Annotated in this window: 11 protein-coding genes; 5 read left to right on the plus strand and 6 right to left on the minus strand. The window is 48.4% G+C overall.

What is annotated here, in order from left to right; all coding sequences use genetic code 11:
- Positions 1-65 precede the first annotated feature (65 nt).
- On the minus strand, positions 66-749 hold the full coding sequence (locus AC3ITG_RS05670; protein WP_076290223.1) for a serine/threonine protein kinase: 684 nt from the start codon (positions 747-749) through the stop codon (positions 66-68).
- A gap of 454 nt (positions 750-1,203) precedes the next feature.
- Here AC3ITG_RS05670 and AC3ITG_RS05675 point away from each other — a divergent pair, with 454 nt between their 5' ends.
- Entirely contained in the window at positions 1,204-2,121 is a 918-nt protein-coding gene (locus AC3ITG_RS05675) for a PD-(D/E)XK nuclease family protein (protein WP_489253100.1), read from the plus strand.
- Between the two features lie 149 nt (positions 2,122-2,270).
- On the opposite strand, the gene ald is transcribed toward AC3ITG_RS05675, so the two are convergent.
- Positions 2,271-3,404 (minus strand): alanine dehydrogenase, encoded by a 1,134-nt coding sequence (gene ald / locus AC3ITG_RS05680; RefSeq protein ID WP_489253101.1) that lies wholly within the window; start codon positions 3,402-3,404, stop codon positions 2,271-2,273.
- A 190-nt stretch (positions 3,405-3,594) separates the two neighbouring features.
- On the opposite strand from ald, the gene AC3ITG_RS05685 reads away from it, so the two are divergent.
- Positions 3,595-5,265 carry a PucR family transcriptional regulator gene (locus AC3ITG_RS05685; RefSeq protein WP_489253102.1) on the plus strand — a complete coding sequence of 557 codons (1,671 nt, stop codon included), beginning with the start codon at positions 3,595-3,597 and terminating at the stop codon, positions 5,263-5,265.
- Positions 5,266-5,319: 54 nt separating this feature from the next.
- Here AC3ITG_RS05685 and AC3ITG_RS05690 read toward each other — a convergent pair whose 3' ends face one another.
- Entirely contained in the window at positions 5,320-5,604 is a 285-nt protein-coding gene (locus AC3ITG_RS05690) for a hypothetical protein (protein WP_489253103.1), read from the minus strand.
- A gap of 344 nt (positions 5,605-5,948) precedes the next feature.
- Between AC3ITG_RS05690 and AC3ITG_RS05695 the strand changes: the two genes are divergently transcribed.
- Positions 5,949-8,018, plus strand: a complete 2,070-nt coding sequence (locus AC3ITG_RS05695; protein ID WP_489253104.1) for an nSTAND1 domain-containing NTPase — start codon at positions 5,949-5,951, stop codon at positions 8,016-8,018.
- Positions 8,019-8,208: 190 nt separating this feature from the next.
- On the opposite strand, the gene AC3ITG_RS05700 is transcribed toward AC3ITG_RS05695, so the two are convergent.
- Positions 8,209-10,158, minus strand: coding sequence for an AraC family transcriptional regulator (locus tag AC3ITG_RS05700; RefSeq protein ID WP_489253105.1), 1,950 nt, complete (start codon positions 10,156-10,158; stop codon positions 8,209-8,211).
- Between the two features lie 93 nt (positions 10,159-10,251).
- Complete coding sequence (locus AC3ITG_RS05705; protein ID WP_489253106.1) at positions 10,252-11,946, minus strand: sigma-54 interaction domain-containing protein; 1,695 nt, start codon at positions 11,944-11,946, stop codon at positions 10,252-10,254.
- Positions 11,947-12,442: 496 nt separating this feature from the next.
- On the opposite strand from AC3ITG_RS05705, the gene AC3ITG_RS05710 reads away from it, so the two are divergent.
- Positions 12,443-13,519, plus strand: coding sequence for a BclA C-terminal domain-containing protein (locus AC3ITG_RS05710; RefSeq protein WP_489253107.1), 1,077 nt, complete (start codon positions 12,443-12,445; stop codon positions 13,517-13,519).
- A gap of 197 nt (positions 13,520-13,716) precedes the next feature.
- Here AC3ITG_RS05710 and AC3ITG_RS05715 read toward each other — a convergent pair whose 3' ends face one another.
- Positions 13,717-14,640 (minus strand): proline dehydrogenase family protein, encoded by a 924-nt coding sequence (locus AC3ITG_RS05715; RefSeq protein ID WP_489253108.1) that lies wholly within the window; start codon positions 14,638-14,640, stop codon positions 13,717-13,719.
- A gap of 245 nt (positions 14,641-14,885) precedes the next feature.
- Between AC3ITG_RS05715 and pruA the strand changes: the two genes are divergently transcribed.
- Positions 14,886-16,433, plus strand: a complete 1,548-nt coding sequence (gene pruA / locus AC3ITG_RS05720) for an L-glutamate gamma-semialdehyde dehydrogenase (RefSeq protein WP_489253109.1) — start codon at positions 14,886-14,888, stop codon at positions 16,431-16,433.
- The last annotated feature ends 42 nt before the right edge of the window (positions 16,434-16,475 follow it).

Below are 16,475 nucleotides of genomic sequence, written 5' to 3' on the forward strand. Positions count from 1 at the left end.
TCTGGCGATGATCCGGATTATTTTATGGAGATCAGAATATGAACATGATCTGTATATGCAAAGGTTTATTTCATGAATTTGGAGAATAGTCGATTAGCCTTTTTGGAGAGGTCGTCCAATTTGATATTGGCCTGATCCAGTTGATTGTATCCCCATTTGATCGTTTGCAGCATGCGTGGGGATATGGGTGTACCTTTGATCCGAGGATAAATGTTGTGATAAGCCCAGACGAGATGCTCCCAGCGATTATCGTTGCCGTCCTGAATATACTCCGAGACGTCGATGACTTTCCCGCGTCCATTCTGAAGAATTACATTTTTCAGGTGAATGTCCCGTGGATTCAGGCCACGGCTGCGTACTGCCTCACGCGCTTCGTCCACATCGAGCATGACCTGCTCGGGGACCGGGATTCCTTTTTCCAGACATTCGAGCAAGGTATCCCCCGCTTCAAAACTAATCACAAGAATATTCCGGCCGCTGCCGTAATAGGTAGGGAAATAGGGCAGGCCTTTGAGCTGCTCATATACCTGTTTTTCATTTTCCAGTTTGTCGAGGGCATGATCTGAGTACATCTTGAAAGCATACTGCGGCAAGCCGTCATACGTAAATACCGCGGCATCCGTTCCTGTGCCAATACAATTCAGTCCTTCTACATGGCCAATGATGTTCACGAGCTCATTCCGGTCGCTTCCGATGACTTGGATTTGTTGTAATGCTTCTTCCGCCTGGAACCAATCCGGTCGATTCATGGGTGGTGCCTCCTTTTAGGATATGCCTGTACAATATTTTTTCATATAAGATCAACTCATGAGTTTTACACTCGGCCGCTCCGCGTGCAGAATAATCTTTCAATCGCTGTTATCCCCCAGATTTCTTTGATTCTCTTTCTAAAAGGTGAAATCCGGTGATAAAGGCGAACGCTTCGCTTTTCCAGATTTTTTCTGCCCTCTCCGTTTTAGTGTAAATCTATGGTCGATCTTATATCAAAGCAAAATCTTGTACTCTTTTAGTATAGTATGCGTTCTGCTCTGTAATTTCATCTTTTGGTGATGTTACTATATAAACGTTACGCATTGAATCGGAAACGGTTGCGGTTAGAAGAAAATAACGGAAGAGTGCTTGCGGCGTTTTTGCCCTTTCCTATATACTGTGAGCATTAAGGGATCTCATGCAGATCCGGCATACAGAAAGGCAGAATATCTTATGGCACAATACCCGCAGTGGTCTTATTCGCAGTCGCGGGCGAGTATGTTCGATGAGTGCCTGCGCAAATATTATTATCATTATTATGGAGCACATAACGGCTGGAAGGCAGAGTCGGCTGATGAGATGCAGGTACGTCTGTATCGGTTGAAACAGCTCAGCAATCTATACCTCGTATTCGGTGACCTCGCGCATCGGATGTGTGAATCGGCGGTTCGAAGCAGGGAAGAAGGCAAGGATAAACCTCGTGAACACTTTCTGGAACTGACCATGCGCAAGCTGCTGAATCAGGCGTATGTGGAATCGATGGATCAGGATCAGTGGCGGCTTGACCCGAAGAACCGGGTGATGTTGTCCGAGATGTATTACGGGGATGACACGTTGAATGACCGGATTGCCACGATCAAAGAACGAGCCTCAGCCTGTGTCGGTAATCTGTACCAGACGCTCACGTGGGAGGACCTGTCCCGTGCGAGTACGGATATTTTGGAGATTGAGAAATGGGATACCATGATGCTGCACGATACGCGTGTATATGTGAAGATGGACTTGTTATATCGTCGCAGCAACGGCAATATCGTCATTGTGGACTGGAAGACGGGCAAGGAGGATGACTTCTCGGATCAGTTGATGCTGTACGCATCCTATGTGAGGGAGCATTACCGGGTTCCGCTGGAGCAGATTGAGCTGCGAGTGGAGTACCTCTTAACTGGGACACACAGAGAGTTTACGGCAACGGAAGAGGATATCCTGAAGGTGGAGGAGAACGTGGGGAGGTATATTGCGGAGATGCGCTCCTGTGTGGCTGATGAATATTACAACCGTCCCAAGGACGTCTCGTATTTCACGCCAATGCCTTCGCGCCGTGCTTGCCGGGATTGTAATTTCCGCGAGGTGTGCAGTGAACGAGTAGTTTAGTGGGCCACCCGAAGCATCCTCGGATCTCATTCCTATATCATGTAAAAAAACAAGAAGCGCCAGCCTGGACAGGATCTGCCCGAACTGGCGCTTCTATTACGTTCCACAGGCCGGCGACAAGGCGCCAGGTGGGAACGATCACATCAAGATTACTGGACCGCGGCGGTATTCTCCAGCGCCTGTCCTGCGGGAACATAGGCATGCCCGAGATCCCGGGCAACCGCCTCATACGTGATATGTCCATTCAGCACGTTCACTGCGCTGCGAATGGACGAACTGCCGCGAATCGCGGCGGCTGCACCGTGGTTCGCCAGCTGCAGCGCATAAGGCATGGTGGCGTTGGTCAGCGCCACCGTAGACGTGCGCGGCACCGCGCCTGGCATGTTCGCTACCGCGTAATGCACAACTCCATGCTTCACATAGGTCGGTTCATCATGGGTCGTGATATGATCAATGGTCTCCACAATTCCGCCCTGATCAATCGCCACATCCACAATGACCGAACCGGGTGCCATGGTGGTGACCATTTGCTCGCTGACAAGGGTTGGCGCTTTGGCGCCTGGAATCAGCACTGCACAGATCAGCAGGTCGGCAGCCGCAACAGCCGACGCAATATTGGATGGACTCGATACCAGCGTATGAATCTGATTGCCAAAAATATCATCCAGCTGGCGCAGACGATTCAGATTCAAATCGAGGATGGTCACATCCGCGCCCAGACCAATCGCGATTTTGGCGGCATTCGTGCCCACCGTTCCGCCACCAATAACCACGACCTTGCCACGGCTTACGCCGGGTACGCCGGATAACAGAATGCCTTTGCCGCCTTCCGTTTTCTCCAGCAGCTGCGCTCCAATCTGAGCCGACATCCGTCCGGCAACTTCACTCATCGGGGTGAGCAGAGGCAGCGTACCGTTGACCTCCAGTGTCTCATACGCAATGGCGGTTACCCGGCTTTCAATCAGTGCCTTTGCCAGTGCAGGCTCCGCTGCGAGGTGCAGGTAGGTGAAGAGAATCAAGCCAGGACGAAAATAGGCATATTCGCTGGCAAGGGGTTCTTTGACCTTGATAACCATATCTGCCTCTGCCCATACGGGTGCAGCTGTATCCCGAAGCTCCGCTCCGGCCGATTGATATTCGTTGTCTGTGAATCCACTGCCCAATCCTGCGCCACGTTCTATCATGATCTGATGTCCGGCTCTGACAAAATCAGCAGCTCCGGCTGGGGTCATTGCTACACGGTTTTCATTGTTTTTGATTTCTTTCGGAATTCCGATTCTCATCGCCATGCACCTCGTCCATTTAATGGTTGTTAGCTTATACTACAAGTTTATGACCTGGATCATCGTTTTGCACCTTACCTCATGTCTATGTTTTGGAGAATTGATTCAACATAATGTCGAGAAAAGACTATTCAGGACATTTGTCCATCGCTTATAATGTAAGAAAAAATGACACTATGAGGGATCGATATTGAGAAATGACCGAGTGTTTACGATAAAGGATATTCTGGCTCGCCCTGTCTTTGCTAAAGCCCAGCTTGCTGCTGGGAAAGATGGAACATCACGTCAAGTTGGATGGGTTCATGTGTTGGAGATTACCAATGTTTCTCCATTTGTAAGTCCCCATGATCTTATTTTATCCACTGGACTATGGCTTCAATCGGAAGAAGGGCGCGAAGAATATCTGCTCCAGTTAATCCGGAGCGAAGCGGCGGGGCTCTGCGTGGAGTTTGGGACGAGCATTCATGGCATTCCCGAAGAATTGATTGAATTGGCTGACAGGCATCAATTCCCGCTTATCGTGTTTGAGCAACCGGTCCGTTTTGTTGAGATCACGCAAGATATCCACGCTTTGCTTATTAATCATCAACACCAACTGCTGAAGAGTCTGGAAACCTATTCCCGTCAGCTTCAGCAGCGAACATTGCAGAGTACAGACATGTCGGCTGTGCTTAATCTTCTGCATGAATACGCGGCCAAACCGGTTGTGTATATTTCGTCCATGGAACCGGGCAGTTTTGTACCTGAGCTGCCTTCAGAGACACAACAAGCAATCTACACATGGTACGAACAGGAGGTTGAGCATCTTGATCTCAATGATTCAGACACCGAGTTATGGTTCCATCTGGATGAGGAACAGGTGTTACTGTGTCACCCGGTCGTATGTTTTGGTCAGGTCTTTTCCGCGGTAGGCATGGTTGTACATCCTTCGGCACCCGTCGAGTATCTTAAGTTGTTGCTCGATTATACAGCGAAGGCTGCGGCGGCACTGACTCTGCGCTCTCAATTTCTGGAGGAGAAGATGGTACGCAACCAGAATGAGCTGATCCAGGATCTGATGAACGGTAACATTCTTCATGAGGAGCAGGCTCAGACCCGAATGGGGCTCCGTCTGCTGGTGAAGGGACAGTACTGGTTTGCAGGCGGAGTTATTGAGATGGAGCACCGTCTGAAAGGCGTCGGCCGTGAGCGAATGGAAACCAATCATCAGGATATTCTGGTTCTGCTGCGTTCCTTGCTCAAAAAGAACAATCTGGCCAGCCTCATCATGCTGAAAAATAATCAGGTATATGTATGCTGTGCCAAGGAAGAAAGCAAGACATCCACACGAAATCAACTGGTAAAATCACTTGAAGGCATTATTGGTGATGTAAAGAGATTTGCGAGTCGCAACCTGAAGCAGGTTACGATCCATGCCGGATTTGGCAAGTTGCGTAACCGTTTAACAGGCATGCCGGACAGTCTGCAGGAAGCGTATCAAGTAATCGAAGTTTCACGATCCGTAGATCGGCTGGAACATATTCATTTTTACGAGCGTATGGGAATATATCAAATGCTTAAAGCATTGCCCCAATCGTTTCTGCAGCCTTTTGTCAATGACCATCTGGGCGTTCTGATTGACTATGATCGGTCACATCATCTAAGGCTGGTGGAGACATTGGATGCCTTTCTGCAAAACTTCGGTTCCAAACGGGATGCGGCTGCTCAATTGTTCATACATCGGCAAACCTTGTACAATAGATTGGAGAAGTTAGAAGAATTAATGGGACCTGATTTTATGGATCAGGAAAGAAGAATCTGCCTGGAGATGGCGCTGCTTGCTCATGCCATGATCGAGGAGGAACAGGATTTTCCGTCTTGATGAATCAGGCTGGAAGACAGTCCAGACTGTGCATTATTGAAAAGCATGCACAGTCTAGCAATTTTTACTGATGCGACGAGCGTGTCGTAATGCTCTTGGTAATACAGAGTTGCCAGAAGCCGGACGGCGGCCACGGAACAGTTTGGGTTGGCCGGAGGAAGGTGCAAGGGATAACGAGGTGGGAGCAGCCAAGCGATATGGCGAAGAGCTGCGCTCCGGAAGAGTCTCCGTCTCCATTTTTTGGGGTGAAACACCGGCTTGACGCAACCATTCATCAAGTCGCTCACGGTTGATTCCTAGTTGTCCGCTCAGATTACAGATATCGAGGTTTTTTCTCACACAAATCCGCCTTTCCTGGAATATCGGGCTGTATAGGTTCTGAAAGGGAAGCATGAAGTTCGAAAATAGTAGCTGCTTATGGACTTCAGCGTTCTGAATCACATCAAATGCCCACTTGATTGGTGTGCTCGATTAGCGGAATGGCGAATATGTTGAACATCCTCATGAAAGATGTATGTACCCAGTGTTAAACGTTTGCATACAGCTGTTTTGTGTATTTTACTATAATTTGGCTTTTATCTAGATTTTATCACTTCACATGTAACTGTGCGTCTCAATATAGTCTCAACTTGTGAGAAAATACGGTTAAGGGAAAGTACCAGTATCTAGTACGGAGGACACAGATGGAAAACAGTAGTGAGATTCAATACGACAGCCATTATGGTCATGGAAAACGTTTTGTGGGTCGAGCCAAGGAACTGATGCTGTTGGACCGATGGCTCAGCAATCCGGAAGCACCTTTAACCATTTTTTCAGTTACGGGCATGGGGGGGATCGGTAAATCATCCTTGCTGTCCGAGATGTTGTCCATTGCTCGAAACCAGGGGGCAACTGCCATATGGATGGATGGCAGATCCTGCGGCTCTACACCGTCAGTTTTTTTGGAGTATCTCTCCTCTACATTGGGACTTGAGACAATGGGGAGTGATGGTAACAAGCGGCCATTAAGCCTGCTGAGTAAAACTTCAGTTCAGAGGCGGCTGGTCCTTGCTGTGGATAATTATGAGGAGCTGGCTCTTCTGGAGAGTTGGTTTATGGAAGTCTTCGTATCCAAGCTCCCGTTATATGGAGTACTTATTATTCTGGCCTCACGACCGGAGCCGGCTTCAGCATGGCGGACACATCCAAGGTTGCGGCAGCGCCTCGTGCAGATGCCTCTTCAACATTTTACGGGTGAAGAAGTGTCCGAATACATTGCGGTGGCAGGATCATTGAACAGGAGCATAGCGGGGACGATTGCGCGTATGACGGATGGACATCCGCTCGGGCTAGCGCTTGCTGTGGAGGCAGCGGATCAGCGCAGGAATATTCCTATCTCCGATTGGACTGAATTGTCTCAGATGATTAGTGCCAGACTGCTGCTTGAATTGACGCTTCCCCGGCTGCACCCGATGGTAGAGGTATTAACGCTGCTGGAAACGGCGAATCAGGAATTGTTGGCATCTGTGCTGCAAACAGAGGTGACGCTTGAAGAATACAACGTCCTGAGGCGTATGTCATTTATCCGTTCCGGTCCTAATGGTTTGGCGCTGCATGATATGGCCAGACTGCATTTGCTTCGGGATTTCCGCCAACGTGAACCACAGCGTCTGCAAGCCATGCGTGTGCGAATAGCGGGGCTGTTGAAGCCGCTCCATGAACAAGCGGGTCCACATGAGAGACGCCAGATTACCAGGAAAATGCTCCTTTTGTGTCAGGAATCCATGCTACAGCATCGGAAGTATGCTGATGTATCGGCAGATTCACTCTTTTCTCCGATGGAAGTGATGCGAGCGGAAGATTTGCCGGCGTTGCACAAATTGCTCCAACAGTGGTGTGAATATAGTGTGGAGCCCTGGCAGGCGCCGTCTTATCCTGCTTTTTTAGACGAACTTGCACAGCGTTATCCTGAGGGAATTGTACTGATGCGTGACAAGGAGGGCGATCCGATCGCGATGTTCATTACGGTGCTTGTGCACCGCGAGAGCAGCGGGATGTTGACCAACTATTTTCCGGCCGAAATGCAGGAATGTTTCACACCGGAAGAGCTGGATTGCGATCCGGACCAGACGGATACTCACTTTGCGGTACTCGCTGCTGCAAGGGATGATGTGCCCGGTTACAAACGTGAAGAACTTGTGGGTTATATGTCGCTGGATCGGTTGTCACTACTGGGGGAAGGGGCCAGAGTCATCCTGATCGCAACCAATCCGCATCTGAAGCTGTTTTTGCAGAGCATTGGTTTTCAGAGTAGAAGAACACGTACCCGTTTATGTGACGTGTATGCAGATGAGGCAGATGTGCTGGATCTGGATTTGCGTAGTGGACAATTCGGTGATTGGGTGATGTCCCTTTTGTGTCCGGATACGAAGAGCAGCGGATTACAGCAGGGGTCATCTGACGTGAGTCAGGTACCCTGGTCCGAACAGGATGTGCGCAAAATGCTGACTCATCTGCACTCTCCTGGAGCATTGCAAGAGTCCGCAGAGCGAGTGAATGGCATGACGGATGGCATTCATCTACAGTCGCATATCCTGGATTTGCTGGAGGGTCGGGTTCATGGTATTTCCCAGCAAGATCAGATGCTGTTATACGCGGCCTATTGGACACATGCTGGCAATCCAACTGCCGCAGCACAGGTATGCTCGATGAGCCGGGCGACATTCTATCGGCATCTGCGAGCGGCTTTGATCCGACTGGCAAGAGTGCTGTAGCGTGACTGAAAGAATAATATGGATTCATCGGAAAGTAGCATCATTGGAATAAACCAAAAAACACACAGTAACTGGCCAACCGAGCCAGTCCTGCGTGTTTTTTTTTGATGAGTCAATCTCTATCAGATGACTATGAGATGACTATGAGATCCAGGGTTCATGAAGCTGATTGGTTAATGAAATTGAAGCATTAATGCTTCGTTTCCACTAACCAATCGGCCAGTTCTTCCGTTTGGGTGAGAATGGCAATAGGGTCCCAATACCAGGAGCGATCGGCACCCCAGATATACACATGATCATTTTTGACGGCGTCCAATCCTCCCCAGATGGGGTCGGCCTTTAAATCTTCCATCGTCTGGTTATCTGTCGTCAGAACGATATAATCCCCAGCATATTTAGGCAAAACTTCAGTGGATAGACTCGCCCAGCCTGGATCAGTTAACTCAGCGATTACCTCAGCTGGAGGTTTGAAACCGAGCACATTGTATATCACTGGTCCACCTTTGCCATAGTTGGCGCCAACGGTTGAAATATCTTTCCCCATATATTCCAGAATGGAGAATGTGCTGTCGGCAGGGATAACCTGGAGCACTCGTTCTTTCGCTGCGGCTGTACGGCGGTCATAATCAGCAAGCCATGCCTTTGCTTCCTCTTGCTTACCCAGTAGCTCGCCGAAATAGCTGACTTCTTCATGCACGGTTTTGAATGAGGCATAGGGGACGATTACGGTCGGGGCAATTTTAGTTAGCTGCTCATTCATTTCAGCATACATATCATCCATAATAATCAAATCCGGCTCCATGGCAGCAATCTTCTCCAAGTTGCCGTTTCCATCACCCAGATCTTCCACATCTTTCAGCGCATCATGCAGGTAGGGGTTTGCAATGTGGTGACTTGATGTTCCGACAGGAGTTACACCCAGAGCGATCAGACTGCCCAGGTATTCACCCGCTACAATTCGTTTGGGCTGCATTGGTATTTCAATATCTCCTGTAATCGTGGAGACGGTTTTGGTCTGTGGCTGTTCGGCAGTTGTAGTTCCCGCAGCTTGTCCTTGCTTGGTATTGGTCGGAGTTGTTGCATTCTCTGATGCTCCTGAGGAGCTGTTGCCTGTAGCCTCCGTCCCGCAAGCGCTGATCAACAGCATAAAGCTAAGCAATAATACCGCCGTAATTGGTGGTCTTGATCCTCTGTACATGTTCAATTCGTCCTCTCCATCCCCAACTCGTTGATAATCATTATCATCTACAACAGTATAGCTGAGGGTTTTTGGAGGACCAATGGATAATCTCATGGTTGTGGAAGGACTATCTTCTAGTTGGGGCGCTCTATGCTCCGCTCTGAAATGTGAGGGGGAGACGCCTTTGTATTTTTTGAACAGCCTGCCCAAATAGTAGGGGTCCTGATAACCGACGCTGGATGCAATCTCTTTTAACGTGGCATCCGTCTCCAGCAGCAATGCTGCCGTCTTATCGATCCGTACTTTAATAAGGTAATCAATCGGGCTGAGTCCGGTCCGGCTTTTAAAATAAGAGGAGAGATGCGGAACGCTGTAATTCAGATTCTCTGATAGTAATTCCAACGTAATGGTTTCGGCGTATCGAGACTGAATAAGCGTGATGATTTGAGCAGCCAGATCGCGTTTCTGAGAACGTGCACCTTGAGTCTGCATCTGATTCAGCACTTCAGTGATGAATTGAAATAGCAGGGTCTTGGCACGCAAATGTCCGAGCGCTTCGGCTTTGCCCCATTCCTTAAGCATGTCCGTCAAACAGCGATAAAGTATAACAGGTTCCGCAGGGATCAGGCTGTAGGTAACATGGAAAGGGCGCAGACGTTCAGCAAGTGCTGCAAGTTCGTTATGGGCTGGCAGTGAAAGTTTTGCTTTATAATAAAGGCAATAATATTCGAACCCTTCTTGTCCGGCTTCCACGTTCAGAATGCTTCCTTTACCCGCATGGAATATCTGAAAACGTCGTGTATTGTGTGATGTCTCATCAAGTATAATCTGAGCACTTCCGCGGACAGACATGATAAAGACACTGGCTGGCAAGACATAAGAGCACAAAGTCTGACCTGCTTGGACTACCACGCGGCGGATATCAAATATGTTGAAGGAAGCGTGATTCCACAACATCATGTGATTCTGTATCTCCATGTGCTACAACCAACCTTCTTCATCGAGGCTTAACAATTCTCTGTATCATTCATTATAACGACAAGAAGAGGCTGGTCATAGACCGAGCCTCTTCATGCGATTATAGAGCGTTGCTCTGGAGATGCCGAGCTGCCGGGCGAGCGTTCTTTTGTTTCCCCCGGCGGCTTTCAGATATTGCAGCAGGAGTTCCGACTCATGGGCGTCCAACTGCTCCTGATAGGATAGGGTGGAAGTATCCGCCGGCTCGTCTTGTTCTCCTACATGTGTTGAAACAGATGTGTCCGTGCTCCCGGGGAGAGGAGACGAGCCCGATTCCAGGTTAGGCTGCGAATGAAGCTGTACCGTCCCATGCAATATGGATTGTTCCTGATCAATGGATGAAATGAAGGTGTCAGGGAGATATTCAGGCTTGACCTCACCATCTGTGGTGAGAATGGTGATCCGTTCAATCACATTTCTTAATTCCCGTACGTTCCCCGGCCAGTCATAGTGGAATAACAGCTTGAACACCTCAGGAGGAACTAGTTCAATATGACGATTATAGAGCAAGGAAAACTCTTGCAGGAAGGTCTGTGTCAACTCGTAAATATCTTCCTTGCGCATACGCAGGGGAGGAATGACGAGATTAATGACATTCAGTCGATAGTAGAGATCTTCCCGAAACTGATTGCGGGCAATCATGCCCAGCAGATTCTGATTGGTTGCGGCGATAATCCGGCAGCCTGCCTGTTTCATGCGTGTTCCACCGACAGGGAAGTAACTTTTCTCCTGCAATACACGCAGTAGTTTCACTTGAAGCTCCAGCGGCATTTCACCTATTTCATCCAAAAAGAGCGTGCCGCCTTCGGCCAGTTCGATTTTACCTTTTTTTCCTTTGGGATCAGCCCCTGAAAATGCCCCCTTCTCGTAACCGAATAACTCACTCTCAAATAATGAACCAGGTATAGCTCCGCAGTTAATGGCGATAAATGGCGCTGTCTGCGGTTCACGCAGGTCGTGAATGGCTTTGGCGAATAGCTCCTTGCCCGTTCCGCTCTCTCCAAGAATGAGCACGGTAGCTGAGGTGGTACTGATCTTGCGAATAGTCTCCAGACACTGATTGATCACCGGGCTGCTGCCCTTGATTCTGGCGAACGGATCGGAATCCGGGCGCAGACGGGCAACGGCTTTCTCCAGATGCTGGACTTTGGATGTCATATGTAATAACTCCTGATGCAGGCGGATTTCGGTTGTTATGTCCACTTCGGCGGCAACCGCGCCTACAATACGTCCATCGAGTTGCACTGGACGTGCATTAATCAGGGCGAATAGATCGGGTCTTGGCTGGTGCTGCTTTCGATACACGGTTTCCCCTGTATATAACGTTTTGAGCGATTGAAGGCGATCCGGGGGAAAGAAATCCGCTGCTGGTTTCCCAATGATATCTTTTTTGTTAATGGAAAAAACATGCTCCGCACCCGATGTCCAGTAGGTGACCTTTGCTTCTTCATTAATCAATGTCAGAGCTGAGCCTGCCGTTTCCAGTGTTGTCTCGAAATAAGCTTCCATAAGCCGATGGGCATGCATCATTTCTTGTAAAACATCGGATACAGCGATATAGCCCAATAGAGGTCCATCATCCTGAACTAACAGATAAGGACTGGTATTGAATAGGGGAATGGCGTCTGCCAGCCCTGTTGTTGAGGGGATGACGGGCATGGAGAGGCCCGAATCCAGGATACTCATATCTGTACGTAATAAGGTCATTAAATCTGGAAGTAAATGTTTCATCGGTATCACCTCAGTGAGAGCATAACTTTCGGGAACTACACCTGTAATACGACTTACAAATTATCTGCAAAAGAATTGATTTGGAGCAAATGTTGATTATCCATATTATAGCTTTCCAAATGAAGTGTGTATATATTTTTTGACATGAAGCGTACATATCACAGCTGTAGAAGATAGCAGTATTTATTTATTCAATTTAGAATGCGCTTTCAAATTTATAGTTTAGGCATAACTGTTAAATCTGGAATGATAATTGGGATTTGTATTGTGATCTTTGTTATTAAACATGACATTTAAATGTTGATTTATAGCGTTGAATTTTAACGAGCTTTATTACAAATCCCATGAGATTGATTGCTGCATTTAACCGCTACGGTGCAAATGAAGTGATTATTCATACAGTATACGAATTGTCCACACCATTGAGAAGCTTCTGAATAATGCTATACGAAGGCCATAAAGGGATGAGTGCATTAAATCAAAGGAGAGTGAAGATATGGCCATTCTATCAACGGGTCCCATTGAAAATAACATTTCAGGAATAACGGGTGCCCGGCCGACTCAATTCGTCACGATCAAAATCGATAACCGGAATTTGACAGATGTGTTCAATATACATCTTTTGGGATATTACCTTGATGGGGTTAGGACGTTATATGTAGAAGAACTGATCAATGTGTTGCCTAATCAGGTCATAACCAAAGATTATAGCGGGAATTTCGACGCGTTCGAGTTTGTATTTTCAATGACTGACACGGCTGCTTCGGAAGCACAAGTTTCCGTCTGGGGCAAAGATGCCGAAGGCGAGTTGGTGACGGCTCACCGATTGGTTTCGCAGGAGTTGCTGGGTGAGACTATGGGGATCGTGGGCGTAACAGGGGCCACGGGAGCCACAGGAGTAACAGGTGCAACTGGGATAGCAGGAGTGACAGGCAACACTGGAGTTACGGGAGTAACAGGCGGCACTGGGGTTACGGGAGCCACAGGAGTAACAGGTGCAACTGGGATAGCAGGAGTGACAGGCGACACTGGAGTTACGGGAGTAACAGGCAACACCGGAGTTACGGGAGCGACAGGCGACACTGGAGTAACAGGAGACACCGGAGTTACGGGTGCAACAGGAGATACAGGAGCCACTGGCGCCACTGGCGCAACAGGGCAAGGTTTGTCGTCATATGGCTATATCTTTAATACCTCAGCTCAGTCTGTAGCTACCGAAACGGATATAACCTTCGACAGCAACGAGAACCTTACCAATATTACTCATACACCGGGTACGGCTGAAATTAATATTGGTAATGCTGGGGACTATGCAGTGTTTTTCATCGTTACAGGCGTTCAGGCAAATCAATTCACCCTTTATCAAAATGGAGCCCCTGTAGGTGGTAGTGTCTACGGCACAGGAGCTGGCACTCAACCGAATCCAGGAATGATTATTATCACCGCCGCTCCCGGTGATGTATTGACATTACGAAATCATTCCAGTGCATCGGCTGTTGATCTGCAAACACTGGCAGGCGGAACACAGATTAATGCGAATGCTTCCATTCTCATTCAACAATTGAGCAGCTAATCAAGTAGTGTCCAGAAAAATAGACATTTTAAATTGGGGATGCTCATTTTTTAGACATTAAGAGATGAGCCGAAGAGAAGAAAAGTTGGATGCTCTGGAATGCTATATATACAAAAAACCATGTGCCCTGAAAGAAAGTGGCAGCATGGTTTTTGTTCTTATCGTTGTATTTTATATAAGGGAGTCCAGCCGGGAAGTTATCTGAACATGTTTTTGACCACCATCCAGAGATTTGCTGGTTTCTCGGCCAGACGGCGGGTGTAGTACGGGTACCACATGGTTCCGTAGGGCACGTAACAACGAATGCGGTATCCTTCTCTGGCCAGGCGTTCCTGTTCGCCCATACGCAAGCCGTACAACATTTGAAATTCAAACGCATCCGGGGAAATTCCCCGATCCTTCGCATATTGCTTGGTCCAGGAAATAATATGATCATCATGTGAAGCAACCGCAGTGTATACGCCTTGATCGAGATGGTTGCGAATCATCGTTTTGAATTGATCAATCACTTCGGAAGTGTTCTGATAAGCTACGGATGCAGGTTCCTTGTAAGCACCTTTGACCAGACGCAGCCGGATTCCTTCCCGAATCATATCACGTGTATCTTCCACGGTACGATGCAAGTAGGCTTGCAGTACCGTACCTGTATTATCCAGTCCTTCTGAGTGTAAACGGCGCACAATATCCAAAGTCGCTTGGGTAAACGGGCTGTCCTCCATATCGATCCGGACGAACAGTTTATGCAGCTTCGCTTGGGTGGCAACCGCACGTATATTTCGATAACCTTCCTCAGGGTCCAGCGCGAGTCCCATTTGGGTTGGTTTTAGGGAGACATTGGAGTCTGCACCTTGACGGGCAATGCCTTCCACCAGACGTACATATTCATCCCGATACAACGCAGCTTCTCTTAAATGGGTAATGCCCTCGCCCAGATGATCCAGTGTAGCCATAATGCCTTTGTTGTTGAGTACCCGAATCTCTTCGAGAGCTTCTTCCAGTGTGTTGCCTGCGATAAACTTGCCAGCCAGCTTTTTGCCGTATTTGATGGAGAGATTCTCCACAGCTTTATTACCTGCGACGGTCAGCAGCGTTTTACGGTACATTTCGGTTCCGATACTCATCGGGGTTCCTCCTTATGGATCATGTTTCTTTATAACAAAGATATCAAGCAATAATCATGCCAAGGTTGTTCTGCATAGAAGAAAACGGGCGGTAATATTGAAGGAAAACATTTATTCTCAAAAAATATTCCTTCATCAACCGGAGTTGGCACGGATCTTGCTACATATATTGGGTGATGAGTAAAATGCATGGCAACTCAGGCAAACAGCCAGCGAACCCCCACATCTGAAGGAGGAAATCATTCATGAATATCCCTTTTGTTAACGAACCATTCACATCCTTTGCAGTCCCGGCCAACCGGGAAGCTTTTGAGAACGCGCTTCGCAAGGTGGAGGCTGAACTTGGCCAGGAATACTCTATTATCATCGGAGGACAAAAAATAACGAGCGCCCGCACGTTATCCTCCGTAAATCCTGCGTACAAAAATCAGATCGTCGGAAAGATCTATCAGGCCGATCAAGAGCTTGCCGAGCAGGCCATCCAAACGGCTGCGGAAACATTTCGCACCTGGAAGCATACGGACCCGAATGAACGTGCCCGCTATTTGTACAAAGCGGCGGCGCTCATGCGGCGTCGTAAGCATGAATTCTCGGCATGGATGGTGTACGAAGCAGGCAAAACATGGCCAGAAGCGGATGCGGACACAGCCGAAGCTATTGATTTTATGGAGTTTTATGCCCGTGAGATGCAGCGTCTGAGTGAACCACAGCCGCTCACACGAATTGCAGGCGAAGATAATGAATTGAGTTATATTCCGCTTGGTGTGGGGGTTGTCATTCCGCCATGGAACTTCCCACTCGCGATTATGGCAGGTATGACTTCTGCTGCATTGGTATCTGGCAACACGGTTGTATTGAAGCCAGCTAGCACAACACCGGTTATTGCCGCCAAATTCATGGAGCTGCTTGCAGAAGTGGGTGTGCCGGATGGCGTAGTGAACTATTTGCCCGGACCGGGCAGTGAGGTTGGCGATTATCTGGTGGACCATGCGCTCACCCGCTTTATCAGCTTCACAGGCTCCAGAGATGTCGGTCTGCGGATCAATGAACGTGCAGCACGCACCGCGCCGGGGCAGAAATGGATTAAACGGGTGATTGCTGAAATGGGTGGCAAGGATTCAATTGTTGTAGATAGCGACAGTGATCTGGAATTGGCTGCGGAATCCATCACGGCTTCCGCGTTTGGTTTCTCGGGACAGAAGTGCTCTGCGTGTTCCCGCGCCATTATTCATAAAGATGTATATGACGAAGTACTGCAAAAAGTGATTGAACGAACCAAGCAACTGAGCATGGGCAGTCCGCTTGAAGTCGGAAATCAGGTAGGTCCGGTTATCGATGACAAGGCGTATGCCAAGATCGCTGAATATATTGAAATAGGCAAGGCTGAAGGACGCCTTGTACTCGGTGGTAGTACAGGGAACGAGGCAGGTTATTTCATTGAACCGACCATTATTGCTGATGTGGACCCGCAAGCGCGGATTTCACAGGAAGAGATTTTTGGACCGGTGTTGGCCTTTATCAAGGCAGAATCTTTCGAGGATGCACTGCATATTGCCAATAACACCGATTATGGACTGACAGGTGCGGTGATCTCTCGCAATCGCGAACATCTGGAACAAGCCAGACGGGAATTTTTTGCGGGGAATCTATACTTTAACCGTAAATGCACAGGTGCACTGGTGGGTACGCATCCATTTGGCGGATTTAACATGTCGGGAACGGATTCCAAGGCAGGGGGAAGAGATTACTTGCTGCTGTTCACCCAAGCGAAGCTGGTATCGGAGAAATATTAAGTTGAAAAATTGGGTTTGGGCCCGCTGACAATCGCTTGGTTT

Source organism: Paenibacillus sp. GL_099_B, assembly GCF_057835695.1.